Raw genomic sequence first — 25,753 nt, 5'->3', positions numbered from 1 at the left:
GGCGCGCGGCCCCCAGCAATCTCACAGCTGGCGCCCAGCCCTGCGACAGCGTCGGTCGCGAGGGTTGATCCCATGACCGAAGCCGCGACCGCCACGCACCGGGCGGAATCAACCAAACCGGTGATCACGCCCGTGCTCGACGTCGTGATCCCCGTCTACAACGAAGAGGCCGACCTGGGAGTTTGCGTTCGTCGGCTGCATGAGTACCTGCGGGACGGCTTCCCATTCCCGGCCAGGATCACCATCGCCGACAACGCGAGCACCGACGCCACCCTCCAGGTGGCGAACCTGCTGGCCGACGAATTCGAGAACGTGCGGGTGGTGCACCTGGATGCCAAGGGGCGGGGCCGAGCGCTGCGCGCGGTGTGGGAACACTCCGACGCGCAGGTGGTCGCCTATATGGACGTCGATCTGTCAACGGATCTGAACGCGCTGCTGCCGCTGGTGGCTCCGCTCATCACCGGACACTCCGACCTGGCCACCGGCACCCGGCTCAGCTCCTCCTCCCGGGTGGTGCGCGGGCCGAAGCGCGAGTTCATTTCCCGCTGCTACAACCTGCTGCTGAAGGCCTCGCTGCAGGCGCGGTTCTCGGATGCGCAATGTGGTTTCAAGGCGATGCGCTCCGAGGTGGCCAGGCAGTTGCTGCCACTGGTGCGCGACGGCGAATGGTTCTTCGACACCGAACTGCTGGTCCTGGCCGAGCGGGCCGGGTTGCGCATCCACGAGGTGCCGGTGGACTGGATCGACGATCCGGACAGCCGGGTCGATATCGTCGACACCGCACGCAAGGATCTGCTCGGCATCGGCAGGCTGCTGCGCGCGCTCTACACCGGTGCGCTGCCGTTGGACGAGCTGCGCCGGGCGGTCGGGCGCGAGCCGCTGGTGCCCGGCGTGCCGCTCGGGATGGTGGGCCAGCTCGTGCGCTTCGCCATCGTCGGCGTGCTGAGCACCCTCGCGTATCTGCTGCTTTACCTTGTGCTGCAACCGTTTACCGGCGCGCAGGCGGCGAACTTCCTAGCGCTGCTCACCACCGCCATCGCCAATACCGCGGCCAATCGGGCATTCACCTTCGGGGTGCGTGGCTCGGCCAATGTGGTGTCGCATCAGTTCCAGGGTCTGCTCATCTTCGGCTTCGGGCTCGCGCTCACCAGCGGCTCACTGTTCGCCCTGCATCACTGGGCGCCCGCGGCCGAGGTGCATCTCGAGCTTTTCGTGCTGGTGCTGGCCAATCTGCTTGCCACACTGCTGCGATTCGTCGGCCTGCGCTGGGTCTTCCGTAACGCGGGCGCCCGCCGTACGCGGATCGTCGAGGTGAACCGCGAGGGCGGCCGATGACGGCCGCGCTGGCCGCGCCGCCCACCGTCTCCGGACCGGAACCCGCACCGCAACGCCGAATCACTTGGGAACTACCGGCTTTGGCCGCGCTGCTGCTCGGCACCGGCATCGCCTACCTGGTCAACCTGAGCGCAAACGGCTGGGCCAACTCGTTCTATTCCGCTGCGGTGCAGGCCGGTTCGGTGTCCTGGAAGGCGTTCTTCTTCGGATCCTCCGATGCGGGCAACTCGATCACCGTCGACAAGCCGCCGGCGTCGCTGTGGCTGATGGAGCTCTCGGTGCGGGCGTTCGGGCTGAACAGCTGGAGCATCCTGGTGCCGGAGGTGCTGCTCGGCGTCGCGACGGTCGCGCTGCTGTGGGCGACGGTGCGGCGGCCGTTCGGCCCAGCGGCCGGACTGCTGGCCGGACTGCTCCTCGCCGTGACTCCCGTTGCGGCGCTGATGTTCCGGTTCAACAACCCGGACGCGCTGCTGGTTTTCCTGATGGTCGCGGCGGCATGGGCGATGGGGCGCGCGGTCGAGGACGGACGCTGGCGCTGGCTGGTGCTCACCGGCGTCTTCGTCGGATTCGGTTTTCTGACAAAGCAATTGCAGGTGCTGCTGGTGGTGCCGGGGCTGGCGCTCACCTACCTGATCGCGGGGCCGCCGAAGCTCGGCAAGCGCGTGGCGCAGCTGTTCGCCGCGGGCGCGGCGCTGGTGGCCGCGGCCGGTTGGTGGCTGCTCGCCGTCGAACTGTGGCCAACCTCGTCCCGACCGTGGATCGGTGGCTCACAACATAATTCGATCCTGGAACTCACCCTCGGCTACAACGGGCTCGGCCGCCTGAACGGCAACGAGCGCGGCAGCGTCGTTCCGGGCGGCGGCGATATGCCGATGCGCGGCGGCGGTATGTGGGGCAGTCCCGGCATCGGCAGGCTGTTCGAACCGGCGCAGGGTGGGCAGATCGCCTGGTTCATCCCGGCCGCGCTGGTGGCGCTGGTGGCCGGAATGGTGTTGTGCGGCAGGGCATCCCGCACAGATCGGCGGCGTGCCGCGCTGATCCTCTGGGGCGGTTGGGGTTTGGTGACCGGCCTGACGTTCAGCTTCATGGCGGGCATCTTCCACCAGTACTACACCGTGGCACTCGCGCCCGCGGTCGCCGCGCTCACCGGCGCCGGTGCGGTGCTGCTCTGGCGGGGACGCGAGCGGCTGTGGGTCCGGCTGACGATCGCGCTCGCGGTGGCGCTGACCACGGCCACCGCCTGGATGCTGTTGAGCCGCAGCAGCGCCTTCGTGCCGTGGCTGCGGTGGGCCGTGCTGGTCGTCGGGGTGCTCGCCACGCTCGCCGTACTGCTGCCCGCGCCGCGCAAGGTGGCGATCGTCTCGGCGTTCGCGGTCGCCTTCGCCGGATTGGGCGGGCCGGTCGCATACGCCGTCGATACCATCGCCACCGCGCACGCGGGCGCCATTCCCAGCGCGGGACCGAATGTGCAGCGGTTCGGCCGGATGCCGTGGATGAACGGCGAAATGTTCGGCAGGCCCGGCGCTTTCGCCGGACCCGGCGGTATGCAGCACGGTCCCAATCCGCGTGGCGGACAGCCGATGCCCGGCGGTCCCGGCGCGATGATGCGCCCCGATGCGGGCGCCATGATGGGCAACCTGCTCGAGGCAGGCAAACCGAGCGATCAGGTGGTGCGGCTGTTGGAACAGAACGGCGGCGCGTACACCTGGGTCGCGGCGACCACCGGCTCGAACAGCGCGGCGGGCTTCCAGCTGGCGACTCGACTGCCGGTGATGCCGATCGGCGGCTTCAACGGCAGCGATCCCTCGCCGACGCTGGAGCAATTCGAACAGTATGTGGCGCAGGGAAAGATCCACTACTACATCGCCAGCGGCAATCGCGGCGGCCCGGAGGGATTCGATTTCGGCTTCGGCGGTTCGTCGACCAGTCGGGCGATCTCGCAGTGGGTAGAACAGCATTTCACCGCGGCGACGGTGGACGGCGTCACGCTTTACGATCTGACCGTCACCAAATAGTTATCCGGAAAGTCCGCACCGGCGCGGGAATTGCGCCGGTGCGGGCTTTCACTCGGCCGAATAGGTGGCCTTAAGCCATTCCGCGAAGGTCGGTCCGGCGAGCACCGCGTGCGGACCGGGCAGCAACCCGCCGTCCTCGTACACCGCGCGGTCCGGGTTGTTTTCGTCGCTCACTTCGCGCACCTCGGCGGGCGCGCCGAGCTCGGCCGCGAGCAGCGCCGCCGCTCCGGCCATGGTTTCCACCTGGGGACCGGCGATTTCGGGGAATACGCCGTCCGGCGTCGTCGGCGCCGGGCCCGTCGCGAGATCCACCAGCGCCTCGGCGACGGTGCGCGCCGCGACCAATTGGGTCCGCTGCTTGGGCAGGTACGCCACATCGCCCTGTGTGCCCCACCGGAGCATCAATTCGACCAATTCGTGGAATTGTGCCGCGCGCAGGATCCGAACCGGCAGCGGGCCTTCCAGCAGTGCCCGTTCGTGCGCCAGTTTGGCGGCGTTGTAACCGCCGACGGTGCCGTCGATTCCGATGATGGATACGGCGACGATCGACTCGACGCCCGCCCGCTGCCCCGCGGCGTGCAGATTACCCGCGGCGGCGGTGAAGAATTCGGTGGCGATGTCCTTGTCCGGGGACGGTGTGCTGGAGGCATCGATCACAACGCGCACCCCGGTAAGAGCCTCGTCCAGGCCCGCGCCGGACTCGATGTCGACCCCGTTGCTCCGGGAGAAGGGCACCACATCGAATCCGCGCTCGCGCAGCACGTCGACCACATGCCTGCCGAGCCGCCCGGTCGCGCCCGCCACCGCAATCTTGTTGTTATCGGCCATGATTCCCACTCCTCGCAGTTATCGCGTTGCGGCCGGTGTGCCGCGCTCATCAAGACGACGACGTGAGTACCGCGTGTGTGACATCCCATGAATATGCAGCTCAACCCGTATACGGCGGGATATCACGGAACGGAATCGACACGCGGGACCGGGATTTGACGTGTCACGCGAGCGGTGTCATGCTCGCGAGAATGAACGATCGCCTGAAGCTCGTCTTCCCGTGGATGGAGTCGTTGCCGGAGTCGGCGCGTGCGGAGTTCGTCGGCGACTTTCTCGAAACCTGGCGCGGCAGTCTGGATGTCAAGCGGATCGAACGTTTGAGTTCGACCGTGGCGACGTGGAAGACCGCCGCGGGCGCCCACACCGGCCGCCAAGCCTCCTGATTCGATACCGCTGCGCCGGACCGGCATTCGGGTCGCCGCCCGGTGAAGCGGGCTGCCTCCGATAGCCTTTCACGGCTGCGGCAGCGTCTCGGCGCAGATGTCGGCGGAATCCAGCCCGGCACAGTCGAGCGACGGGCGGACCGGGCGGTAATCGGCGGGCACGCCGCCGTCGTGAATCAGGCGAGCGTAGGCGGCGACGGCGTCGGTGGGATTTCTGGCCAGGGCCGGGTCGTTCAGCACATCCACCGTGTACAGCCCGAATCGCGGGGCGTAACTGCCCCATTCGTAGTTGTCGGTGAGGCTCCAGTAGTTGTAGCCGATGACGTGCATCCCCTCCGCGACCGCCCGCTGTAGCCAGTACACGGTGTCGCGCAGATGATCCGAGCGGGTGTAGCCGTCGGCGCGCGGCTTTCCGTTCTCGGTGGGCATCCCGTTCTCCACCACGTACAGCGGGCGGCCGGGAAACAGGTGCGCGTAATGCCGCAGCGCGTAGTAGATCCCCTGCGGCTGCAACGGCAGCTCCCACATCGGCACACCGGCGACACCGCCCTGTACCGCGTGATCGGATTCGGATTGCGGCGCGAAGTAGTAGTCGACGCCGATGAAGTCGAGCTTCGCCGAAATCCGGTCTACCAGCGGCTGATTCACCTGCGTCTCGGCCCCGGCCACGTAGCCGATATTGCTCGTCACCATGGCGGCGGGCTGGTTGCTGTGGATGGTGTCGTAGATTTCGTTGTGCGCCTGCGCGATTCGGTCGAGCATCGCGGGCGCCTCATTTCCGGAAATGCCGCCGATGCGCAGTTCGGTGCCGATGTAGGCGACGGGTTCATTGAAGGTGACCCACAGCGGATCGCGAGCGGCGTAGCGGTTCACCACCTTTCGCGCGTTCACCAACCAGTCCTCGACCATGCCCTGATTGCGCCAGCCGCCGCGGTCCCAGGCCCAGCCCGGATACACCCAGTGGTCGAGGGTGAGCATCGGCCGCATCCCGGCCGCGACGATGGCGGCGATCACCTCGTCGTAGAACCGGAAGGCCGCCTCGTCCCAGTCCACCGGATGTGGTTGTACGCGTGCCCATTCCACGCTGATCCGATACACCTGCACGCCGAGCCGGGCCGCCAGATCGATATCGGCCCGGTACCGCGTCATGAAGTCGACGGAGTCGCGGTAGTCGTCGGCAGCGCCGGAGGCGATGTAGCGGGTCCAGTTGCTGTCCGGCGCATGGCCTTCGGTCTGGAATCCGGATGCGGCGACGCCCCACAGGAAGTCCTTGCCGAGCGGTGCGGCCGGCGGAGTCGGCGGGACGGCGCGGGCGATACCCGGCATCGGCAATGCGGCAGCGGCGGCGAGCGCGAGCAGATCGCGTCGACGAATCCGCATCGAACTCCCGTCCTGAGCATTCGGCCGCACTGGTTGCGCCAGCATAGCTGCGAGATAGCTGAATCCCGGCGCGACATGCGGATTTGCCCCATGATCACGTGTCTGGACGACGGCCCGACCGGTCGATAGCGTGCCCTGAATGAGTTTGGGGCAAGACCGCTTTCTGGACGCCATCGCCGAATACGGGCGGGCGATGACGACATTCGGCCCATCCGAAAAGCAGCGGGCACACGAGGAATTGATCGACTCGTATCACGAGGCGAGCCCGGCGACCCGGGCCGAGGGCGGGCCGCGGCTCGCCGCCGTACTGGATACCGTCCCCGAAACCATGCGCGGACATATCGCGGTGCTGGTCGGTGCGTGCGTCGAAGAGGGCGCGGATCCGGTGGCCTGCGCACCGAGGGTGCTCGGCAACCTGGCCAAGGCACTCGACGGGGCACGCACATTCGCCGAGATGTGGCGGACCGCGGAATCCGATGAGGAAGTGTCCGAAGTGGAACTGCCGGATCCCAAGCGAGATCCGTTCGAAGATCCCGAGTCGGTCCTCGCCGAGCTGGGCATGACCGCCCCGTCGCTGTATTGGTGGACGCTCCCGCAGTGGCGGCGGGCCGCCCACACCATGCTCTCGCACGCCGCGGTGCGTAAACTCTGCGGACCATCGATCCGGGAATCGCTGCTGGACCGGAACAACGCGCTGGCCGAGGCCGGCGGCGAATGGGATAAGTGCACGGCCTACGCGCTACAGGTGTTGGACGATGAACCGCTCATAGTGCTGCACCGCGCGACCGGCACCGGATACCGCATGCGGATATCCGGTATGGGCGACAACTTCCAGCTGCACACCCTGGTGGCCGATGCGCTGATCAACGGCGGACACGTCACCGGCGAATACGCACCGTCCGCCGAGGCGGTCGCGGCGTGCCTGGATGCCGAGGGCATGGTGCCGACCATCGGGTCGTTCCTCATGTACTCCCCCGACGGCAACCGCGTCTGGAACGAGGGCACGCCCGCCGATATCCCGCTGACCGATGGCATGCGGGTGCTCGTACTCGATCCCGCGCCCTATCCGCATCACTGGCCCGCCGGGCGGTTCTTCCCCAACATGCTGGGTGAACTGACGCTGACCGAGGTGCTCGATGCCGCCGAAACCGCCCGGTGGTTCGCGCATGTGGGCCCGCCGACCGGTGTCGGCGCGTACTAGGCCCACCCGTCACCCGGCCACCACCCCTCATCGAATCGCTGCGCGATGCTGTGCTTCAGCCGTCCCGCCGATTCGAGGTGTTGAGCGCGGCGTGCAATGTCGCGGCCCACTGCTGGACGATGTCCTTGCGGCGGGTCGAGTCGTCGGTGAGCACATCGGCAAGACCCAGCCCGCGGGCCATATCGAGCGTCGCCTGCACCAGATGGTGGGTCACCGGATCCCGGTCGTCGACGCCGAGCGCCTCCACCGCTCGGCGGTGCGAGATGCGGCCGAACTTGGCCTCCAGCGGCACGATTCGCTCGCGCAGCACCGGATCGGCGGCGGCGTGCGTCCACACCTGCAGCGCCGCCTTGAACAGCGGGCTGGTGTACGACTCGACCAGCCCGGCCACCACCGCCTCCGTGCGCGCGACGCCGTCCGCGCTGGCATTGACCGCCGCGGCCTCCTCCTTCGCCTGGGCCGTCCTGGTGTCGAACATGTACTCCAGCGCGGCGGTGATCAGATCCTCCCTCGTCGGAAAGTGATGCTGCGCCGCACCGCGCGAAACCCCGGCCCGCTCGGCGACCACCGCGACCGTCGCCGCCGCCCAGCCCATTTCGGCCAGGCAGTCGATGGTCGCCTCCAGCAGACGCTGCCGGGTTGCCCGGCTGCGGTCCTGCTTGGGTTCGTGGGGTGTCGCCATGACGGTTATTCTGCCCGGCCCGGTTCGGCCGCCCAGCTCGGCGGACGGCGCTGCAGGAAGGCGAGCATGCCTTCCCGGGTTTCGGGCGTGCCGAAGAAACTGGCCGAGCGACGGGCCAACTCCTCGGCCGAGGTATCGAATTCGGCCAGTATGGCCGCGTTCACCAGCCGTTTCGCCTCGGCCAAGCCCTGCGGCGAACCCTTGCGCAGCTCACCGCACAGCCGGGCCACCTCGGCCGCCGGATCGTCGGCCGCGACGGTCACCATGCCGATCCGCTCGGCCTCCTCGGGACCGAACTTCTCGCCGGTCAGGTAGTAGCGGCTCGCGGCCCTGGCATCCAGCCTCGGCAGCAGCGTGAGGGAAATCATGAAGGGCGCCAAGCCGATTCGCACCTCGGTGAGCGCGAACGAGCTGCCGGGGCCCGCGACCACGATGTCGCAGGCGGCCACGATGCCCATGCCGCCTGCCCGCACATTGCCATCGATCCGCGCGAGCACCGGCTTGGGGATCTCGACCAGCCGCCGCAGCACCCCGATCATCACCCTGGTGCGCTCGTCGGCGGCGACGGCCGGGTCGGCATTGCTCGCCTCGCTCAGATCCGCGCCCGCGCAGAAGGTATTGCCGGTGTGCGCCAACACTATTCCGCGCACGGACGGGTCCGCGGCCGCCCGGTCCAGCCCGGCGATCAGTTCGGCGACGAGCTTCGACGACAACGCGTTGCGATTGTGCGGCGAATCGAAGGTCAGTGTGGCGAAACCTGATTCGACCGCATACCGGATATACGGCGCGGTGCCGTTCTGCGTCATGGCGGCTCCTAGTACGACTTGGGCAGACCGAGTGAATACTGCGCGACGAAGTTGAGCACCATCTCCCGGCTCACCGGCGCGATCCGGCCGATCCTGGCCGCGGCGAGCATGGCCGCCAGGCCGTATTCGCGGGTGAGGCCGGAACCGCCGTGCGTCTGGATGGCCTGATCGAGCGCCTTGATACTGGCCTCGGCCGCAGCGTATTTCGCCATATTCGCGGCCTCGGCGGCGCCCATCTCGTCACCGGCGTCGTAGAGCGTCGCGGCCTTCTGCATCATCAGCTTGGCCAGCTCCACCTCGATCTTCACCTGGGCCAGCGGATGCGAAATGCCTTGGTGCGCACCGATCGGCGTCTTCCACACCTGCCGCTCCCTGGCATATTCGACGGCCCGCTCGATGGCGTAGCGACCCATGCCCACCGCCATCGCCGCGCCCATGATGCGCTCCGGATTCAGACCGGCGAACAGCTGCATCAGCGCGGCATCCTCCTTGCCGACCAAGGCATCCGACGGCAGCCGCACATCGTCGAGGAACAGCGTGAACTGATGGTCCGGCTCGATGATGTCCATTTCCTGCGGCGTCTTGTGGAAGCCCGGAGCATCGGTCGGCACGATGAACAGCGCGGGCTTGAGCTTGCCGGTCTTGTGATCCTCGGTGCGCGAGACGATCAGCACCGCCTCGGCCTGATCGACGCCGGAGATGAAGATCTTGCGGCCGTTGAGGATCCAGTCGTCGCCATCGCGGCGCGCGGTGGTGGTGATCTGATGCGAATTGGAGCCCGCATCGGGTTCGGTGATGCCGAAAACCATCTTGCCGGAACCGTCGGCGAGCTTCGGCAGCCAACGCCGCTTCTGCTCGTCGGTACCGTATTTGGTGATGATGGTGCCGCAGATGGCCGGGGACACCACCATCAGCAGCAGACCCGCGCCGTGGGCCGAGAGCTCCTCCATCACCAGCGACAGCTCGTACATGCCTGCGCCGCCACCGCCGTATTCCTCCGGCAGGTTCACCCCGAGAAAGCCGAGTTTGCCCGCCTCGTCCCATAATTCGGTGAGCGGCTCGTTCTTGCGCGCCTTGGGCAGCACGTAGTCGCGGTAATTGAATTTGGCGGCGAGCGCGGCCACCGCGGCCCGCAGCGCCTTCTGCTCTTCGGTTTCGATGAAGCTCATCGGTATCTCCTAATTTGCGGCGGGTTCGACGGTTTCGGCGGGTTCGACCACCGCGAGTACGGTGCCGACGTCGACCTGCTGGCCGACGGTGACGTTCAATGCGGTCAGCACGCCCGCGGCGGGCGCGGCGATGGTGTGCTCCATCTTCATCGCCTCCAACCACAAAATCGGCTGTCCGGCCGCCACCGGCGCGCCGACCTGCGCGCCGAGCCGGATCACGCTGCCGGGCATCGGCGCGAGCAACGATCCGGTGGCCACCTGATCCGCCGGATCGCTGAAGCGCGGCAGCCTGCGCACGCTCACCGGGCCAAGCGGCGAGTCGACGCACACCAGATCGCCATAGCGGGCAACTTCGAATTGTCTACGGACCGGGCCTCTTTCCCCTGGAACCGCGAAAACCACGGTGTTCGGCGAAGATTCGACGAGTTCGAGCCCGTCGTGCCCATCCACCGCCACCGCGCCGCGGCCGAATCGGTAACCGACCTCGTGCACTCCGCTTGTCCGGCTCTCGTACCGCTTCACCTGCGACTGCGACGGGAGGTTGCGCCAGCCGCTCGGCAGACCAACACCGACGCGGGCGGCACCGCGATTCGCTGCGGCATCGGCGAGCGCGGCCGCGACAATGGACAGCGCCTCATCGCCTTCGGACACCAATGGTGCCGCGAGAGTGGACAATCCGTGCGTCTCGAAGAAGGCGGTATCGGTATCGCCCGCCAGGAAGGCCGGATGACGCAGCACCCGGACCAGCAGATCCCGGTTGGTCACCAGGCCGTGCAGCTTCGCCCGATGTAATGCGTTGGCGAGCAAACGCGCTGCCTCGGTGCGGGTTTCGGCGTAGGAGATGACCTTGGCCAGCATCGGGTCGTAGTGCACGCCGACCGCCGAACCGTCGACGACACCCGAATCCAGGCGCACGCCCGGCCGGTCAAGCAGATCGAATTCCGTTGTCACCGAGGGGATATCGATGCGATGAACGATGCCGCTCTGCGGCTGCCACTCGTGCGCGGGATCCTCGGCGTACAGCCGGACCTCGATCGAATGACCGCGCATGGCAGGCGGTTCGGCGGGTAGCGCGCCGCCGTCGGCGACCGTCAGCTGCAACCGCACCAGATCGAGCCCCGTAGTGCATTCGGTGACCGGATGTTCCACCTGCAGACGGGTATTCATCTCCAGGAAGAAGAAATCGCCCTGCTCGTCGGCCAGGAATTCGACCGTGCCCGCACCGGTGTAGCCGATCGCGCCCGCGGCCAGCCGCGCCGCGTCGAACAACCGCTCGCGCATCGACTCGATACGTTCGACCAGCGGCGAGGGCGCCTCCTCGACCACCTTCTGATGTCTGCGCTGAATCGAGCATTCGCGCTCGCCGACCGCCCAGATGGTGCCGTGCGCGTCGGCCATCACCTGGACCTCGATATGCCGCCCGGTCTCCAGATAGCGCTCGCAGAAGACCGTCGGATCGCCGAACGCGGATTCGGCCTCCCTACGCGCGGCGGCGATCTGGTCGTTCAACTCGGCGAGATCGCGCACCACCCGCATACCGCGCCCGCCGCCACCCGCCGATGCCTTGATCAACACCGGCAGCTGCGCCGCCGTCACCTCGGCCGGATCCAGTTCGGCCAGTACCGGAACACCGGCGGCGTCCATCAGCTTCTTCGAGGCGACCTTGGAACCCATCTGCTCGATCGCCGCCACCGGCGGCCCGATCCACACCAGCCCCGCCGCCTGCACCGACCGCGCGAAATCCGCGTTCTCGGAAAGGAATCCGTATCCGGGGTGGATGGCGTCGGCGCCCGCCGCGAGCGCGGCCTCGATCACCAGATCGCCGCGCAGATAGGTCTCGGCCGGGGTATTGCCCGGAAGTCGAACGGCCGCATCGGCTTCCGTGACATGCGGGGCCGCGGCATCCGCGTCGGAATACACCGCGACGGTGCTCAAGCCCATGCGGCGACAGGTGGCGAATACCCGTCGCGCGATCTCGCCGCGGTTGGCAACCAGAACACTCGTTATCAGCCCACCCGTCACCCGGCCGCCGCCCCCCACCGAATCGCTACGCGATGCTGTCATTTCGCCTCACATCCGGAATACGCCGAAGCCCTCGGCGCCCTTGATCGGGGCATTGTGGATGGCGGACAAGGCCATTCCCAACACCGTCCTGGTATCGCGCGGATCGATCACCCCGTCGTCGTACAGCCGCCCCGACATGAACATCGGCAGCGATTCGGCCTCGATCTGTGCCTCCACCATGGCGCGCATGCCCGCATCGGCCTCCTCGTCGAACGGCAGGCCCCGCGATTCGGCGGCGGCCCGGCTGACGATCGAGATGACACCGGCCAGCTGAGCGCCGCCCATGACGGCGGATTTCGCACTGGGCCAGGCGAAGACGAAGCGCGGATCGTAGGCCCGCCCGCACATGCCGTAGTGGCCCGCGCCGTACGAGGCGCCCATCAGCACCGAAATATGCGGCACCTTCGAATTCGATACTGCGTTGATCATCATCGCGCCGTGCTTGATGATGCCCTTCTGCTCGAACTCCTTGCCGACCATGTAGCCGGTTGTGTTGTGCAGGAACAGCAGTGGCGTATTCGACTGGTTCGCCAGCTGGATGAACTGGGTGGCCTTCTGCGACTCCTCGGAGAACAGCACGCCGCGCGCGTTGGCCAGAATGCCCACCGGATAGCCGTGCAGCTCGGCCCATCCGGTGACCAGGCTGCCGCCGTAGAGCGGTTTGAACTCGTCGAAATCCGAACCGTCGACGATTCTGGCGATCACCTCGCGCGGATCGAACGGGATCCGCAGATCCGACGGCACGATGCCGAGCAGCTCCTCCTGGTCGAAAAGCGGCTCGGCCACCGCACCGCGCGGCGCGCGCCCCTGCTTTTTCCAGTTGAGCCGCTTGATGATCGAGCGCCCGATGCGAATCGCGTCCTGCTCGTCGACGGCCAGGTAATCGGCCAGGCCCGACACTCTGGCATGCATATCCGCGCCGCCCAGCGATTCGTCGTCGGACTCCTCGCCGGTGGCCATCTTCACCAGCGGCGGACCGCCGAGGAATACCTTGGAACGTTCCTTGATCATCACCGTGTAGTCGGACATGCCCGGGATGTACGCCCCGCCCGCGGTCGAATTGCCGAACACCAGCGCGATGGTCGGGACGCCCTCGGCCGAAAGCCGGGTCAGGTCGCGGAACATCCGCCCGCCGGGTACGAAAACCTCCTTCTGCGTAGGCAAGTCGGCGCCGCCGGATTCGACGAGACCGATCACCGGCAGCCGGTTCTCCCTGGCGATATCGTTCATCCGCAGGTTTTTACGCAGCGTCCACGGGTTCGAGGTGCCGCCGCGCACCGTCGGATCCGGTGCGACGATCATGCATTCGACGCCCTCGACGATGCCGATGCCCGCGATAACGCTCGCGCCGACGTGGAATTCGCTGCCCCAGGCGGCAAGTGGGCACAGTTCCAGGAACGGCGAATCCTCATCGATGAGCAGTTCGATGCGCTCACGCGCGGTCAGCTTGCCGCGCTTGCGATGCCGAGCCAGCTTATCCGGGCCGCCGCCCGCGATATTCTTGGCGAATTCCGCCTCCACCTCAAGCAGCTTGGCCGACATCGCCTCCGCGGCCGCGGCGTAGTCCGCCGAGTTCGAGTCCAACGTGCTACGCAAGGCTGTCATGACTGGTACCCCAATCGTTTCGCGGCCAGGCCGGTGAGGATTTCGGTTGTGCCACCGCCGATTCCGAGGATTCGCATATCGCGGTACTGTCGCTCGATCTCGGCCTCGCGCATATAGCCGAGCCCGCCGAAGAGTTGGACAGCCTGATTGGCCACCCACTCACCGGCCTCGACGGCGGTGTTCTTGGCGAAGCACACCTCGGCGATCAGATCGGTTTCGCCCTCGGCGGCGCGCTGCACCACGCTCCGGGTGTATACGCGGGCGACATCGATGCGCCGGGCCATTTCGGTCACCGTGTTCTGCACGGCCTGTCTGGTGATCAGCTTGCGCCCGAAGGTTTCCCGGCTGCGCACCCACTCCAGCGTGAGGTCCAGGCAGCGTTGCGCGCTCGAATACGCCTGTATCGCGAGGCCGACCCGCTCGCTGACGAACGCGCCCGCGATCTGGAGGAACCCCGAATTCTCCGGCCCGACCAGGTTTTCCACCGGCACCCGCACGTCGACGTAGGACAGCTCGGCCGTATCGGAGGCGAGCCAGCCCATCTTCTCCAGCTTGCGGCTGACCGTGAAACCCGGTGTGTCCTTATCGATGATGAGCAGCGAGATGCCACCGGAGCTCGGCCCGCCGGTGCGCACGGCGGTGACGACGAAATCGGCGCGCACGCCGGAGGTGATGTAGGTCTTCGCGCCGTTGACTATGTAATGGTCACCGTCGCGGCGCGCGGTGGTGCGCAGATGCGAAACATCCGATCCGCCATCGGGTTCGGTGATGGCAAGCGATCCGATCCGCTCCCCGGCCAGCGTCGGGCGCACCCACCGCTCGATCTGCGCGGCATTGCCGGAGGCGATGATGTGCGGCACCGAGATGCCGCAGGTGAACAGCGAGGCGAACAGCCCGCCGGAGGCGCCGGCCTGATGGAATTCCTCGCAGACGATCATGGCGTCGACGCCGTCGCCCCCGGAACCGCCCGCCGATTCCGGGAATTGCGCGCCGAGCAGGCCGAGCGCGCCCGCCTTCTTGTGCAGCTCGCGCGGGATCTCTCCGGCCCGCTCCCATTCGTCGAGGTAGGTCAGCACCTCTCGGTCTACGAAACTCCTTACGGTGGACCGTAATTCGCGCCGTTCCGGCGTATCCCACAATTGCGTCATTTCAGCAGCTCCACCGGAATGTCGAGGTGACGGGACCGCAGCCATTCGCCGAGCCCCTTGGCCTGTGGATCGAATCGGGCCTGATACGCGACGCCCTGGCCGAGCAGGTCTTCGACGATGAAGTTCACGGCGCGCAGGTTGGGCAGTACGTGGCGGGTGACGGTGAGCGAAGCCGTCTCGGGCAGTAGCTCTTTCAGCCGGGCGACGGTGAGTGTGTGCACCAGCCAGCGCCACTGGTCGTCGTCGCGCACCCAGACGCCGATATTGGCGTTGCCGCCCTTGTCCCCGCTGCGGGCCAGGGCGACGGCACCCAGCGGTGCGCGCCGGGTTTCGCTCGGCGGCAACGGTTCCGGCAGCGGCGGCGGCGGAACCTCGGTCAGCTCTCGGGTTTGCGCGGCGGGCGCGATATCGATCCGGTCGCCGTTCGGCAGCACCGCGATATGCGGCACCTCGGCCGCGTCGACATAGCCCGGCGTGAACACCCCGTACGGAGATCCGTTGCCGGGCAGGGTGGTAAAGGTGCAGCCGGGGTAGCTGGCCAGGGCCAGTTCCACCGCGACGTTCGAGAACGCCCGGCCCACCCGGTTCGGATCCGGATCGCGCACCACGCAGCGCAGCAGCGCGCTGGCCTGTTCCTCGGTCTCGGCGTCCGGCCGGTCCAGCCGGGCCAGCGTCCAGGTCAGCTCGGCGGGCCGCACCGGCAGCCAGGATTCCAATTGCCGCTGTGCCAGTTCGGCTTTCGCCTCGATATCGAGTCCGGTGAGCACGAATTCCATCTCGTTGCGGAAGCCGCCGAGCGTATTCAGCGAGACCTTCAGCCGCGGCGGCGGCGCCTCGCCGATGACGCCGTCGATCAACACCCGGTCCGGGCCGTCCTGGCCGAGCCGGATGCTGTCCAGCCGCGCGGTGACGTCCGGCCCGGCGTAGCGCGCACCCTGGATCTCGTACATCAGTTGCGCCGCAACGGTATCCACCGTCACCGCACCGCCGGTGCCATCATGTTTGGTGATGACGCTGCTACCGTCCCTACGGATTTCGGCGATCGGGAAGCCGGGCCGCCCGAGATCGGCGATTTCGGTGAAGAAGGCGAAGTTACCGCCGGTGGCCTGGGTGCCGCATTCGATCACATGCCCGGCCACCACCGCACCGGCCAACTGATCGTAATCCGTTGCGCTCCAACCGAAGTGTGCGGCGGCCGGGCCGACGACCACTGAGGCGTCGGTGATCCGTCCGGTGACGACGATATCGGCGCCGGCGTCCAGGCAGGCCGCGATGCCGAACGCTCCGAGGTAGGCATTGGCGGTGAGCGGCGTGCCGAGGCCCAGTTCGCTTGCGCGCCCGGTCAAATCGTCGCCGGTGACGTATGCGATCTTGGCGTCCAGCCCGAGGTCGGCGGCGACCTTGCGCAGTTGTTCGGCCAGCCCCGCCGGATTCAGGCCGCCCGCGTTGGCGACGATCCGCACCTTGCGCTCCAGCGCCAGCCCGAGGCAGTCCTCGATCTGGCGGACGAAGGTCTTCGCGTAGCCGAGGCTCGGATCCTTCATCCGGTCGCGGCCGAGGATCAGCATGGTCAGCTCGGCGAGGTAGTCACCGGTGAGCACATCGAGCCGCCCACCCTCGAGCATCTCGCGCATCGCACCGAATCGGTCACCGTAGAAGCCGGAACAGTTGCCGATCCGGATCAGGTCCGGGTCGGCGGCCAGCGTACTCATCAGCGGGTATGCCTCCTGTACTGGACCGGGGCGAGCGCCGCCACCCCGATGTGGTCCACGTTCCGGAGACCAGCATCACATCGGTCCGAGAAAAAAGCAAGCACGCGTGCTTGTTATCTCAAAAGGCCGCCGGGCCGCGAAAAACCGAGATGAGACGGCATGCAGAATCGAGGGGTGACCGCAGCGGTAATCATCCTGTTCGCCCTGGCCGGATTCCTCATCGGCGGGGCGTACACGACGTGGAAAACCGCGCGTCCGCTGTCGATCGCACTCGGCGTATGCGCGGTTCTCGCCGCTGTCGGCGCCTTCCTCTGGCTGAAGTAGTTCAGTTCTCCGAGAGCCGGAAGATCCGCAGATCCTCCGGCACTCCGCTCAGCGGCGCGGCGAAGAAGCTGCGGCGATACGGTTTGGCCACCAGGCCCAGCTCCGCGAGCGTCTCCGGCTTCAGCGCCTGCAATGTCGATTCGGAGAGCATGGTGTTGCCGTTGCCCGCCGACTCCATCACCCGCGCGGCGATGGTGACGTCGACGCCGAGCCAATCGCCGCCGATCTCCCGGGGCGAGCCGGTGTGCAAACCGATCCGCATCTGCGGCTGATAACCGCGGTAGTCGACGCCGGACAAATTGCTCTTCGCCGCCATCGCGGCGCGCACCGCGCGATCGGCCGACGGGAAGACGGCCATCACGCCGTCGCCCATCCGCTTGACCACCTGACCGCCGCGCTCGGCGATCGGCGGTTCGACAGCCTTGGCCACCCGGCGCAGCAGATCGAGTGTCGCCTCGTCGCCCGCGGAGAGCGACCAGCTGGAGAAGGCCACCAGATCGGTGAACATGACAGTTATTTCTTGGCTACCCTTGCCTCGGCCCATCCGCTCCAGCATCGCCTGCCAGACCTGCAGTGCGCCGAAGCCGATCTCACGCGCCGCACTAGGGGTATCACCGACCAATTTGTCCGCGGCGCGCGCGACCGCGCGGGCGCCGCCGGGCCCGGTCACCGACAGCGGATCGCCGAACGACGGATCGCCGGGCAGTAGCTCACGTCCCTTGCGGAGCACACCGATCAGATCGGGGCGCTGCCCGGCGGCATTCATCAACGCGGAGAGCTGTCCCGGCCGCCTGCCGAACCCGGTCCGGCGACGCGGCTCCGGCGTATCGGCGGGCACCAGCGGGATGACCACCTCGGGCGGCACACCATTTTCGTCCTCCGGCGCGGGGCCGGAATCAGCGCCGCCGGAAGGGGTACGGGTCACGTCCCGAGCGTATCGCAGCCGATCTACGGTCGGCTCGTTACCAATGATCGCCACCTTGCACCTCTCATCGGGCGGAGCGAACACGTCCTTGGGTCCGCCGATGGATAACACGATGGTTGCTGGCAGCCAGGTTAGTGATGGCCATTACCGATTGGAAGCGATCCCGATCACACTCGGCCGGAGTTGTTCTGATGTTTACCTGCCGGGTACACCACCGGCCCGGTGCGAAGGGGATCACACCGGGCCGATAGTTCACACCGCCGCCGGGCAGTGGCTGGCGGTGGCCGGATACCGCACCTCCCGACAAGGTCGGTATCCACAACCCGAGTGGCGAGGGAGGGCTACTCGGGTCAGCTCACCTCATGCGTCGCGCTTGTTCAGTACGAACAGCGCGGCGCCGAAGACAATGGCGACGATGGCCGCGAAATAGATCAGGCTCGCCCACGGACCCCAGTGCCAGTAGCTGGAATCCGGCACCGTGCCGAGGAAGCGGCCCGCGTTCTCGAAGGGCAGGAACACCTGAATGTTCTTGCCGTACTTGCCGAACGCCCGGACGATCGGTTCGATCAGCACCGGCCACACGATCAGCAGCGAGAGCGCGCCCGCCGACTGCCGCAGCAGCGTGCCGACCGCCACCGCCAGGAAGACGGTGAGCGCGACGAAGATCGGGACCTTGTAGAAGATGTCCAACTCACCGTGCACCAGGCTCAGTTCCCGGCCGACCTCGGCCGTGGTCACCGCCTGCAGGATGAAGAAGCTCAGGAAGGTCAGCACCGCCGAGAGCAGCGCGCCGCCCACCGCGATCATGCTCGCCTTGGTCACCAGCACCGGGGTCCGCTTCGGCATCGCCAGGAAGGTGGCTTTGATTGTGCCGAAACGGTATTCGTTGGTGATCGCGAGCGCGGCCAGGATCATGATCAGGATGTAGCCGAAGCCGGGAATGCCGCCCGCGCCGGTGATGCCGATCACGGCAAGGCCGTTCACCGCACGCGGCGGTTCGGTGGCGATCGAGGGATCCTTCTCCCACGCGCTGCGCGAGACGTTCAGCAACAGACCGAACAGCGCCGAAATACCAAGCGCGAACACCACGGTCAGCGCCGTGCACCACCAGGGCGAGCGGGTGGAGGTGAGTTTGATGCGTTCCGCGGCCAATACGCCCATCAGAGGGCACCTCCCATCACCTGATCGAAACCCTCACCGTGGTACTGCACCGCACCACCGGTCATCCGCATGAACGCCTCCTCCAGCGAGGCACGCTGCGGCGCGAGCTCGTAGAGCGTGATGTCGTTGGCGCCGGCCAGTTTTCCGACCGCGTCGCTGGTGACCCCCGCGACGACCAGCGCGGGACCGTCCTGGCCGTCGCCGACCTCGCGAACCGTCATACCGTTGGAGGTGAGCAGGCTGCGCAGCTGATCCAGCTGCGGACTGCGCACGCGCACCGTCGATTCCGAGGCGCGCTCGACGAATTCCTGTGTGGTGGAATCGGAGATCAGCTGCCCGCGGCCGATGACGACGAGATGTTCGGCGGTCAAGGCCATTTCGGAGAGCAGATGGCTGGACACCAACACGGTGCGGCCCTCGGACGCCAGCCGCTGCATGAACCGGCGGATCCACAGGATGCCCTCCGGGTCCAGGCCGTTGACCGGCTCGTCGAACAGCAGCACCTGCGGATCGCCGAGTAGCGCGCCCGCCAAGCCGAGCCGCTGCGACATGCCGAGCGAGAAACCGCCGGCACCCTTGTTCGCCACCTCGGAAAGGCCGACCAGCCGCAGCACCTCTTCCACGCGCGTGGCGGGGATGTCGTTGGACGCGGCCAACCACTGCAGATGCGCCCGCGCCGACCGATTCGGATGCACCCACTTGGCGTCGAGCAGCGCGCCGACTGTGCGCAGCGGATGGTCCAACTCGGCGTACGGCTTGCCCTGGATGAGCGCGGTGCCCGCGGTGGGCTTGTCCAGGCCGAGGATCATCCGCATGGTGGTCGATTTACCAGCGCCGTTCGGCCCCAGGAAGCCAGTCACCTGTCCGGGGTGAACGGTGAAGGACAGATCCTGAACCGCGACGGTCTGGCCATAGTGTTTGGTCAGGCCTCTCAGCTCGATCATGCCGCCAAGCATTCCGCAAAAACGCCGCGCGCGCGTCACTAGAAGGTGTCGAGTTCGGTCATCCTCGAGGATGACCGGACCCCCGAGCTCTCCCCTGAGTCGGTGACCTGCGAACCCGTCAAAGCGACGGCGACGAGGCCTGAGCCCAGAAACGTTTCGGAATGCGTCCGGCGCGGCGGGCGAGTCGGCCCGCGCGCACGCCGTCGGCCATCGCGGCGGCCATCAGCGCCGGTTCCTTGGCCCGAGTCACGGCGGTCGCCAACAGCACCGCCGAGCAACCGAGTTCCATCGCGAGCGCGGCGTCGCTCGCGGTGCCGATACCGGCGTCGAGGATGACCGGGACGCCCGCCGCTGCGACGATCATCTCGATATTGTGCGGATTGCCGATGCCGAGGCCGGTGCCGATCGGCGCGCCGAGCGGCATCACCGCCGCGCAACCCGCGTCCTCCAGGCGGCGGGCCAGCACCGGATCGTCGGTGGTGTACGGCAGCACGATGAAGCCCGCGTCCACCAATTGTTCGGCGGCGCTGAGCAATTCGATCGGGTCCGGCAGCAGGGTTCGCTCGTCGGCGATCACCTCCAGCTTCACCCAGTTGGTGTCGAGCGCCTCGGCGGCCAGCCGCGCGGTGAGCACCGCCTCGGCCGCCGTGCGACAGCCGGCGGTATTCGGCAGCGGCGAAATGCCGAGGCGCTTCAGCAGTTCCAGCACGCCGGTGCCGCCGACGGCATCGACCCGGCGCATCGCGACCGTGGTCAGCTCGGTGCCCGAGGCCAGCAGGGCCTCCTCCAGCACGGCGAGATTGTCCGCGCCGCCGGTGCCCATGATCAGCCGCGAGCCGAATTCCCGGTCGGCGATGCGGAATACGTCCTCAGCCACCCTGCACCGCCGTCAAAACCTCGATCGCCCAACCGCGCCCGACCGGCTCGTCCCAACGCGACTTCGGGAACACCGCGCCGTCCACCGCGACGGCGACACCCTGTGTCGGCAGCTCGAGCCGCGTCAAAAGCTCACGCACCGTCAGCGATTCGGCGAACTCGTGCTCGCGCCCGTTGACGGTGACCCCGATCGGGATGGCCGTGGCACTCATCGAATACCTCCTGTGAATAACGAAAGACGTTGGGTATCGGCCGCTTCCGCCTCCGGCAGCGCCGATCCGGCGAGTACGGCCAGCACCGCGTCGGCGGTGAGCGGGACGGCGAGCATGCCGTTGCGTCCGTGTCCGGTGGCCGCGACGACCCGGTCGGACAGCCGGCCGATCAGCGGCAGATTGTCCTGGCTGCCCGGACGCGAACCCGCGCTCGCCTCGGCCAATTCGTACTCGCCGATGCCGGGCACGATGGCCTCGGCGTCGGCGATCAGGTCGCGCACGCCCGCGACGGTGACGGCGGTGTCGAAGCCCGCCTCGTACTGCGTCGCGCCGACGACGATTCCGTCCGCGCGCGGCACCAGATAGACCGGTCTGCCGTGCACCCTGGCCCGGATCACCCGCGCGGGCGGCGGCGGCGAACCCGGCCTGCGGCGCAGGCGCAGAATCTCCCCCTTCACCGGGCGGACCGGCAGTCCCGGCCACAGCCGGGCCGAGGCCGCACCCGCGGCGAGAATGACCTGATCGTGCGGCAGGTGGTCGAGCGATTCGACCGTTTCGGCCCGGAACTCGACACCGGCCTGTTCCGCCGCCTGCCGCAGCGCGGTGACCAGCTTCCGATTGTCGATGGCCGGTTCGGCGGGGGCGAGCAGTCCGGCGCGGACGGTGCGGGCCAGCGACGGCTCCAGCGCACGCACCCCGGCCCGGTCGAGCAGCCGCAGCTCGTGGCCGCGGGCGCCGACCCAGTCGGCGATCGTGTGCAGGTCGGCGGCGTCGGCGGCGTCCAGCGCGACCAACACCGTCGCATCGGCGACGAAAACGTCGACACCCGTTGCCCGCCGGATCTCTTCGGCGAATTCCGGCCAGCGCGCCAGCGAGGCGGCGCCGAATTCGAGCGCCCGGTCCTCACCGGGCCAGCCCTCCGAAAGCGGTGCGAGCATGCCGCCCGCCACCCAGGAGGCCCCCGAACCGACGGCCGGATCGAAGAGCGTGACCGACCAGCCCCGCGTCGCGGCCCGCCAGGCCACCGCCAGCCCGATCGCGCCGCCGCCGACGACGGCAACAGTCCGCATTCGTTCCTCACCTCTGTACTCGTGTGCGCCCAACCGGCGGGGCGAGCTCGCTCCGCGCGCGGCGATCTCGATCGCCGCCTGTTCGCATCCCCACGGTAGCGCGGCTACGGTCATGGACGTGCAACCGTCCCACCCCTACCGATCCGTATCCCCCAGGCAACGCCTGGCGGACGCGCGCCTCTATCTATGTACCGACGCCAGACGCGAAAAGGGCGACCTGGCGAAGTTCGCCGAGGCCGCGCTCGCCGGTGGGGTGGACATCATCCAGCTGCGGGACAAAGGATCGCCGGGCGAGGCGAAATTCGGCCCGCTCGAGGCGCGCGCCGAGTTGGGCGCGCTCGCCGAGCTGAAGGCGGCGGCCCGCAGGCACGGCGCGCTGCTCGCGGTGAACGATCGCGCCGATATCGCGCTCGCCGCGGGCGCGGACGTGCTGCATCTGGGACAGGGCGATCTGCCGCCGTGGTATGCCCGCCAAATCGTCGGCCCGGACGTGGTGATCGGCCGGTCGACCCACAATCGGGCGCAGGCCGGGCTCGCCGCCATCGAGGAACACATCGATTACTTCTGCACCGGACCCATCTGGGGCACCCCTACCAAACCCGGTCGCCAAGCCGCGGGCATCGACCTGGTCCGCTCCACCGCCGACGCGCACCCGACCCTCCCGTGGTTCGCCATCGGCGGCATCGATCTCGCGCGCGTGCCGGAGGTGCTCGCCGCGGGCGCCACCCGCATCGTCGTGGTCCGGGCCATCACCCAGGCCGACGATCCGCAGGCCGCGGCACAGGAACTCAAGGCCGCACTGCTCGCCAACGGTTAATCGAGCAGCTGATCGCCAGTCAGTTCCAGCTCCGGACCCGGCCCATCGGGATCGTCGTGCAGCCAGAAGAACCCCTCGTCCGCCAGATCGACGGTGCGCGGCAACGCCTTCGCGAGCGAATGCGGCTCCACGGGTTCGGTCAGGCGGATGCGGGCGGGCGTCGCGCGCAGCAGCGGCCAGGCCGCCGCGAAACCCGGATGCAGCGCGCGGGATTCGACCTCGTCCTCGGGAACCCAGGCCAGCGCGGCGGATTCGCGATTGCGCTTGGTCGGCAGCGTCAGCACCGCATCGGCGATGACGGTGGTATAGGTCCAGCCGCTGGGCGCCGACGCGGTGATCCGCTCGGCGCGCACGGTGACGTCGGCGGCGTGGATACCCGCCTCCTCCCAGGCCTCGCGCACGGCGGCATGCACCGCCGTCTCATGACTGTCCCTGGCTCCGCCCGGCAGCGCCCAGGTATTGCCCTGATGACTCCACGGGGCCCGATGTTGCAGCAGCACAGCGGAACCGCCACCGGCGACGGGCGCGCGCAACAGCAGCCCGGCGGCGCCGAAGCGGCCCCAGTGCCGCTGGCCGTTCACACCGGCGGACCACCCGTCGCCGTCACCACGCATCACACTCACCTCGTCCAGCCGCGGCGCCGAAACGGTTCGATCAGCGGGGCGTTTCACACCGCACGGCATCCGTAGGACCACAATAAACTGCGCAACTACGCATCTGGGACGGCCGGGTTGTTCGTGAAAGCCGCGGAACCGGCCCAGACTGGAGAGGTGGACATGGCGCTCGTCGAGCAGCAGCCTGTCACCCCGGAGCAGCCCGGGGTGTTCCGGGCTGCCGCGCTGCGCGGGCAACTGGACCCGGCCAATCTGAGCTCGTTCGCCCGTTCCTCACCCGGCCGGTTGATCGCGATGGGCCTGCTGCTGATCGGATTGTGCCTGGCCGCGGGCGCGGTGACGGCCTCGACGGTGAGCAGCAGACAGCAGACGCTCGACATACTGCTCGAGGACACCGAGCCGGACGCGCACGCCGCCCATCACCTATATACCTCGCTATCGATCGCGGATGCCGCCGCCAGCACCGCCTTCATCTCCGGCGGGCTGGAGCCGCAGGCGGTGCGCGACCGGTACACCCAGGCGATCGGCGAGGCCGCCGCCGACCTGGTCGCGCAGTCCGGGCATGCGCCGGGTTCGGTCACCGACGCGGCGAACGATCCGGACGCGCGGCTGCGCACCGGCATCGCCACCGGACTTCCGGTCTACACCGGTCTGGTGGAGACCGCCCGCGCCAACAATCGCAGCGGATACCCGGTCGGTGCGGCCTATCTGAGCGAGGCATCGAATCAGATGCAGACGAAGCTGCTGCCAATGGCCGAAGATCTGGCGAATCGGCGCTCGGCGGCGGTGGATACCGCGCAGCGCAACCACGTCCGCCCGCCGTGGCCCGCGATAATCCTGCTGCTGCTCGCATTGGTCGCCCTGGTGCTCGTGCAGCGGGAGCTGGCGCGCCGCTGGCGCCGGGTGTTCAATCCCGGGCTGCTGCTCGCCTCGGCCATGATGGTCTTCCTGCTGGCCTGGACGGTGATCGCCGGATCGATCTCGGCGACGGCGATGATCCGCGGCCGCGACGACGGCGCGGCTCCGTATTCGAGCCTGACCGAGAGCCGCATCCTCACCCAGCAGGCCCGCTCGGCCGAGACGCTGAAGCTGGTACGGCGCGACGCCACCGGCGACTACGACCGCACCTACGAGACGAGCATCAAACGGCTGTCCGAACTGCTGCGCGACTATCCGAGCGACGCGCCCGACGCCGACCTGATTTCGAGTGCCCGTGTCGCACTTGATCGTTGGCGGGTGGCGCATCAGCGGATGAACGACACCCTCGCGCGCGGCGACTATCTCGGCGCAGCGACGGTGGCCACCGGCCCCGGCGTCAACGATGCCACCGCACAGGTGGGCGCACTGGACGCCGCACTCGACAAGGGCCTGAGCATGACCCGAGATACGTTGCGCGGCAATATTTCCCAGGCGGCGCGGGTGCTCGACTTCCTGGCGCCCGGCGCGTTCGCGCTCGGCATCCTCGGCGCGTGCTATGTCGCGATCGGCCTCTGGCCCCGGCTGCGGGAGTATCGATGAGACGTACCCTTGCGGTGATGTCGCTGGCCGCAACGGTTTTCCTCGGCGGCTGTGCGAATTCGGAGAGTCCGGCCGCGCCGACCAGGACCGGGACCTACACCGAGATGCCGATGCCGGCGCAGGCCACCACGATAGTGTCGAGTTCCCCACTGCCACAGTCGAATCCGGATCAGTGCGGTAATCCGCTTGCGAGCCTGCGGCCGTCCACCGCGGGCGGGCCGACCGTCGACGCCATTCGCGCGCGGGGCAGGCTGATCGTCGGCCTGGACACCGGAAGCAATCTGTTCAGCTTCCGCGATCCGAAGTCCGGCACCATCATGGGTTTCGACGCGGATATCGCCAGGGAGATCGCCAAGGATCTGCTGGGCGATGCGAGCCTGATCGACTTCCGCACCATCGGCTCCAGCGATCGTGAGAAGGCGCTGAAGAGCCATACGGTCGATATCGTCGCCAAGACGATGAGCATCACCTGCGAGCGCCGCAAAGACGTCACCTTCTCCACCGTCTACCTGCAGGCCAGCCAGCGGGTGCTGGTGGTACAGGATTCGGGGATCAACGGGATAGCCGATCTGGCCGGTAAACGCGTCTGCGTGGTGCCCCGCACCACCTCGATGGACAACATCCGGCGCGGTCAGCCCGCCGCCAGCCTGCTCACCGTGCCGAGCTGGGCCGATTGTCTTGTCGCACTGCAGCAGCGGCAGGTGGACGCGGTGAGCACCGACGACGCCATATTGGCGGGCATGGCCGCCCAGGATCCGTACACCGCCGTGGTGGGCGGACCGATCAGCCCGGAGCCGTACGGAATCGGAATCCCCAAGGGCGACGACGATTTGGTGCGTTTCGTGAACGCGACGCTGGAGCGGATCCGGACCAGCGGCCGCTGGCAGGAACTGTACGACGAGTGGTTGGTCGGTGCGCTGCACGAGTCCAGTCCGCCGACACCGACCTATCAGGACTGACACAG

Annotated in this window: 24 protein-coding genes; 8 read left to right on the top strand and 16 right to left on the bottom strand. The window is 67.9% G+C overall.

Annotated elements, in window-relative coordinates:
- Positions 1-72: 72 nt before the first annotated feature.
- Together LGY53_RS08690 and LGY53_RS08685 are read left to right on the top strand one after the other, a co-directional pair.
- Complete coding sequence (locus tag LGY53_RS08690; RefSeq protein ID WP_225726101.1) at positions 73-1,335, top strand: bifunctional glycosyltransferase family 2/GtrA family protein; 1,263 nt, start codon at positions 73-75, stop codon at positions 1,333-1,335.
- Entirely contained in the window at positions 1,332-3,350 is a 2,019-nt protein-coding gene (locus tag LGY53_RS08685) for a glycosyltransferase family 39 protein (protein WP_225726100.1), read from the top strand. The genes LGY53_RS08690 and LGY53_RS08685 overlap by 4 nt, the downstream gene beginning before the upstream one ends.
- A 48-nt stretch (positions 3,351-3,398) precedes the next feature.
- On the opposite strand, the gene LGY53_RS08680 is transcribed toward LGY53_RS08685, so the two are convergent.
- On the bottom strand, positions 3,399-4,178 hold the full coding sequence (locus LGY53_RS08680) for an SDR family oxidoreductase (protein ID WP_225726099.1): 780 nt from the start codon (positions 4,176-4,178) through the stop codon (positions 3,399-3,401).
- Positions 4,179-4,369: 191 nt separating this feature from the next.
- Here LGY53_RS08680 and LGY53_RS08675 point away from each other — a divergent pair, with 191 nt between their 5' ends.
- On the top strand, positions 4,370-4,561 hold the full coding sequence (locus LGY53_RS08675) for a hypothetical protein (protein ID WP_225726098.1): 192 nt from the start codon (positions 4,370-4,372) through the stop codon (positions 4,559-4,561).
- A gap of 69 nt (positions 4,562-4,630) precedes the next feature.
- Here LGY53_RS08675 and LGY53_RS08670 read toward each other — a convergent pair whose 3' ends face one another.
- Complete coding sequence (locus LGY53_RS08670) at positions 4,631-5,941, bottom strand: family 1 glycosylhydrolase (protein WP_225726097.1); 1,311 nt, start codon at positions 5,939-5,941, stop codon at positions 4,631-4,633.
- Between the two features lie 139 nt (positions 5,942-6,080).
- Here LGY53_RS08670 and LGY53_RS08665 point away from each other — a divergent pair, with 139 nt between their 5' ends.
- Positions 6,081-7,142: a hypothetical protein gene (locus tag LGY53_RS08665; protein ID WP_225726096.1), complete on the top strand. Its 1,062-nt coding sequence runs from the start codon at positions 6,081-6,083 to the stop codon at positions 7,140-7,142.
- A gap of 55 nt (positions 7,143-7,197) precedes the next feature.
- Here LGY53_RS08665 and LGY53_RS08660 read toward each other — a convergent pair whose 3' ends face one another.
- Genes LGY53_RS08660 through LGY53_RS08630 form a run of 7 tightly spaced genes read right to left on the bottom strand, consistent with a single transcriptional unit; the run spans position 7,198 to position 16,328 of the window.
- Positions 7,198-7,824 carry a TetR/AcrR family transcriptional regulator gene (locus LGY53_RS08660; RefSeq protein WP_225726095.1) on the bottom strand — a complete coding sequence of 209 codons (627 nt, stop codon included), beginning with the start codon at positions 7,822-7,824 and terminating at the stop codon, positions 7,198-7,200.
- Positions 7,825-7,829: 5 nt separating this feature from the next.
- Positions 7,830-8,630: an enoyl-CoA hydratase family protein gene (locus tag LGY53_RS08655; RefSeq protein WP_225726094.1), complete on the bottom strand. Its 801-nt coding sequence runs from the start codon at positions 8,628-8,630 to the stop codon at positions 7,830-7,832.
- Between the two features lie 8 nt (positions 8,631-8,638).
- Positions 8,639-9,799, bottom strand: coding sequence for an acyl-CoA dehydrogenase family protein (locus tag LGY53_RS08650; protein WP_225726093.1), 1,161 nt, complete (start codon positions 9,797-9,799; stop codon positions 8,639-8,641).
- 9 nt (positions 9,800-9,808) lie between these two features.
- The gene (locus LGY53_RS08645; RefSeq protein WP_225726092.1) at positions 9,809-11,863 is read right to left on the bottom strand and encodes a biotin carboxylase N-terminal domain-containing protein; all 2,055 of its coding nucleotides are present in this window, start codon (positions 11,861-11,863) and stop codon (positions 9,809-9,811) included.
- Between the two features lie 6 nt (positions 11,864-11,869).
- A complete protein-coding gene (locus tag LGY53_RS08640) occupies positions 11,870-13,468 on the bottom strand; it encodes an acyl-CoA carboxylase subunit beta (RefSeq protein ID WP_225726091.1) in 1,599 nt (532 codons plus the stop codon).
- Positions 13,465-14,616 (bottom strand): acyl-CoA dehydrogenase family protein, encoded by a 1,152-nt coding sequence (locus tag LGY53_RS08635; protein WP_225726090.1) that lies wholly within the window; start codon positions 14,614-14,616, stop codon positions 13,465-13,467. Before LGY53_RS08635 ends, LGY53_RS08640 begins: the two co-directional genes overlap by 4 nt.
- A complete protein-coding gene (locus LGY53_RS08630) occupies positions 14,613-16,328 on the bottom strand; it encodes an acyclic terpene utilization AtuA family protein (protein ID WP_225726089.1) in 1,716 nt (571 codons plus the stop codon). Before LGY53_RS08630 ends, LGY53_RS08635 begins: the two co-directional genes overlap by 4 nt.
- Before the next feature lie 174 nt (positions 16,329-16,502).
- On the opposite strand from LGY53_RS08630, the gene LGY53_RS08625 reads away from it, so the two are divergent.
- Entirely contained in the window at positions 16,503-16,652 is a 150-nt protein-coding gene (locus LGY53_RS08625; protein ID WP_167471252.1) for a hypothetical protein, read from the top strand.
- Between the two features lies 1 nt (position 16,653).
- Here the strand turns inward: LGY53_RS08625 and LGY53_RS08620 are convergent, their stop codons facing one another.
- From LGY53_RS08620 to thiO, 6 genes are all read right to left on the bottom strand, one after another.
- Entirely contained in the window at positions 16,654-17,418 is a 765-nt protein-coding gene (locus LGY53_RS08620; protein ID WP_225726284.1) for an adenylate/guanylate cyclase domain-containing protein, read from the bottom strand.
- A gap of 519 nt (positions 17,419-17,937) precedes the next feature.
- The gene (locus tag LGY53_RS08615) at positions 17,938-18,738 is read right to left on the bottom strand and encodes an ABC transporter permease (RefSeq protein ID WP_225726088.1); all 801 of its coding nucleotides are present in this window, start codon (positions 18,736-18,738) and stop codon (positions 17,938-17,940) included.
- The gene (locus LGY53_RS08610; RefSeq protein ID WP_225726087.1) at positions 18,738-19,682 is read right to left on the bottom strand and encodes an ABC transporter ATP-binding protein; all 945 of its coding nucleotides are present in this window, start codon (positions 19,680-19,682) and stop codon (positions 18,738-18,740) included. The genes LGY53_RS08615 and LGY53_RS08610 overlap by 1 nt, the downstream gene beginning before the upstream one ends.
- A 118-nt stretch (positions 19,683-19,800) precedes the next feature.
- The gene (locus LGY53_RS08605; RefSeq protein WP_374111157.1) at positions 19,801-20,505 is read right to left on the bottom strand and encodes a thiazole synthase; all 705 of its coding nucleotides are present in this window, start codon (positions 20,503-20,505) and stop codon (positions 19,801-19,803) included.
- Positions 20,506-20,551: 46 nt separating this feature from the next.
- Positions 20,552-20,770, bottom strand: coding sequence for a sulfur carrier protein ThiS (gene thiS, locus LGY53_RS08600; RefSeq protein ID WP_225726085.1), 219 nt, complete (start codon positions 20,768-20,770; stop codon positions 20,552-20,554).
- Positions 20,767-21,840, bottom strand: coding sequence for a glycine oxidase ThiO (gene thiO, locus LGY53_RS08595; RefSeq protein WP_225726084.1), 1,074 nt, complete (start codon positions 21,838-21,840; stop codon positions 20,767-20,769). The genes thiS and thiO overlap by 4 nt, the downstream gene beginning before the upstream one ends.
- A gap of 118 nt (positions 21,841-21,958) precedes the next feature.
- On the opposite strand from thiO, the gene thiE reads away from it, so the two are divergent.
- Positions 21,959-22,657: a thiamine phosphate synthase gene (gene thiE / locus LGY53_RS08590; protein ID WP_225726083.1), complete on the top strand. Its 699-nt coding sequence runs from the start codon at positions 21,959-21,961 to the stop codon at positions 22,655-22,657.
- On the opposite strand, the gene LGY53_RS08585 is transcribed toward thiE, so the two are convergent.
- Positions 22,654-23,271: an NUDIX domain-containing protein gene (locus LGY53_RS08585; protein ID WP_374111150.1), complete on the bottom strand. Its 618-nt coding sequence runs from the start codon at positions 23,269-23,271 to the stop codon at positions 22,654-22,656. The genes thiE and LGY53_RS08585 overlap by 4 nt on opposite strands.
- A 162-nt stretch (positions 23,272-23,433) precedes the next feature.
- Between LGY53_RS08585 and LGY53_RS08580 the strand changes: the two genes are divergently transcribed.
- Together LGY53_RS08580 and LGY53_RS08575 are read left to right on the top strand one after the other, a co-directional pair.
- On the top strand, positions 23,434-24,789 hold the full coding sequence (locus LGY53_RS08580; RefSeq protein WP_225726283.1) for a hypothetical protein: 1,356 nt from the start codon (positions 23,434-23,436) through the stop codon (positions 24,787-24,789).
- Positions 24,786-25,748 carry a glutamate ABC transporter substrate-binding protein gene (locus tag LGY53_RS08575; RefSeq protein WP_225726082.1) on the top strand — a complete coding sequence of 321 codons (963 nt, stop codon included), beginning with the start codon at positions 24,786-24,788 and terminating at the stop codon, positions 25,746-25,748. Before LGY53_RS08580 ends, LGY53_RS08575 begins: the two co-directional genes overlap by 4 nt.
- Positions 25,749-25,753: the final 5 nt, after the last annotated feature.

The sequence above is a fragment of the Nocardia sp. JCM 34519.1 genome, assembly GCF_020361265.1.
GTDB lineage: Bacteria > Actinomycetota > Actinomycetes > Mycobacteriales > Mycobacteriaceae > Nocardia > Nocardia arthritidis_A.
The sequence above is the reverse complement of the archived record's forward strand: the minus strand, read 5'-3'. Positions and strand labels throughout refer to the sequence as shown.

Coding starts and splice junctions, on each gene's coding strand:
- LGY53_RS08665 (WP_225726096.1), top strand. CDS start 6,081: ATGAGTTTGGGGCAAGACCGCTTTCTGGACGCCATCGCCGAATACGGG.
- LGY53_RS08660 (WP_225726095.1), bottom strand. CDS start 7,824: ATGGCGACACCCCACGAACCCAAGCAGGACCGCAGCCGGGCAACCCGG.
- LGY53_RS08575 (WP_225726082.1), top strand. CDS start 24,786: ATGAGACGTACCCTTGCGGTGATGTCGCTGGCCGCAACGGTTTTCCTC.
- LGY53_RS08610 (WP_225726087.1), bottom strand. CDS start 19,682: ATGATCGAGCTGAGAGGCCTGACCAAACACTATGGCCAGACCGTCGCG.
- LGY53_RS08650 (WP_225726093.1), bottom strand. CDS start 9,799: ATGAGCTTCATCGAAACCGAAGAGCAGAAGGCGCTGCGGGCCGCGGTG.
- LGY53_RS08585 (WP_374111150.1), bottom strand. CDS start 23,271: ATGCGTGGTGACGGCGACGGGTGGTCCGCCGGTGTGAACGGCCAGCGG.
- LGY53_RS08640 (WP_225726091.1), bottom strand. CDS start 13,468: ATGACAGCCTTGCGTAGCACGTTGGACTCGAACTCGGCGGACTACGCC.
- LGY53_RS08675 (WP_225726098.1), top strand. CDS start 4,370: ATGAACGATCGCCTGAAGCTCGTCTTCCCGTGGATGGAGTCGTTGCCG.
- thiS (WP_225726085.1), bottom strand. CDS start 20,770: ATGAGTGCCACGGCCATCCCGATCGGGGTCACCGTCAACGGGCGCGAG.
- LGY53_RS08655 (WP_225726094.1), bottom strand. CDS start 8,630: ATGACGCAGAACGGCACCGCGCCGTATATCCGGTATGCGGTCGAATCA.
- LGY53_RS08685 (WP_225726100.1), top strand. CDS start 1,332: ATGACGGCCGCGCTGGCCGCGCCGCCCACCGTCTCCGGACCGGAACCC.
- thiO (WP_225726084.1), bottom strand. CDS start 21,840: ATGCGGACTGTTGCCGTCGTCGGCGGCGGCGCGATCGGGCTGGCGGTG.
- LGY53_RS08645 (WP_225726092.1), bottom strand. CDS start 11,863: ATGACAGCATCGCGTAGCGATTCGGTGGGGGGCGGCGGCCGGGTGACG.
- LGY53_RS08635 (WP_225726090.1), bottom strand. CDS start 14,616: ATGACGCAATTGTGGGATACGCCGGAACGGCGCGAATTACGGTCCACC.
- LGY53_RS08670 (WP_225726097.1), bottom strand. CDS start 5,941: ATGCGGATTCGTCGACGCGATCTGCTCGCGCTCGCCGCCGCTGCCGCA.
- LGY53_RS08580 (WP_225726283.1), top strand. CDS start 23,434: ATGGCGCTCGTCGAGCAGCAGCCTGTCACCCCGGAGCAGCCCGGGGTG.
- LGY53_RS08615 (WP_225726088.1), bottom strand. CDS start 18,738: ATGGGCGTATTGGCCGCGGAACGCATCAAACTCACCTCCACCCGCTCG.
- LGY53_RS08620 (WP_225726284.1), bottom strand. CDS start 17,418: ATGAATGCCGCCGGGCAGCGCCCCGATCTGATCGGTGTGCTCCGCAAG.
- LGY53_RS08630 (WP_225726089.1), bottom strand. CDS start 16,328: ATGAGTACGCTGGCCGCCGACCCGGACCTGATCCGGATCGGCAACTGT.
- LGY53_RS08605 (WP_374111157.1), bottom strand. CDS start 20,505: ATGGGCACCGGCGGCGCGGACAATCTCGCCGTGCTGGAGGAGGCCCTG.
- LGY53_RS08680 (WP_225726099.1), bottom strand. CDS start 4,178: ATGGCCGATAACAACAAGATTGCGGTGGCGGGCGCGACCGGGCGGCTC.
- LGY53_RS08690 (WP_225726101.1), top strand. CDS start 73: ATGACCGAAGCCGCGACCGCCACGCACCGGGCGGAATCAACCAAACCG.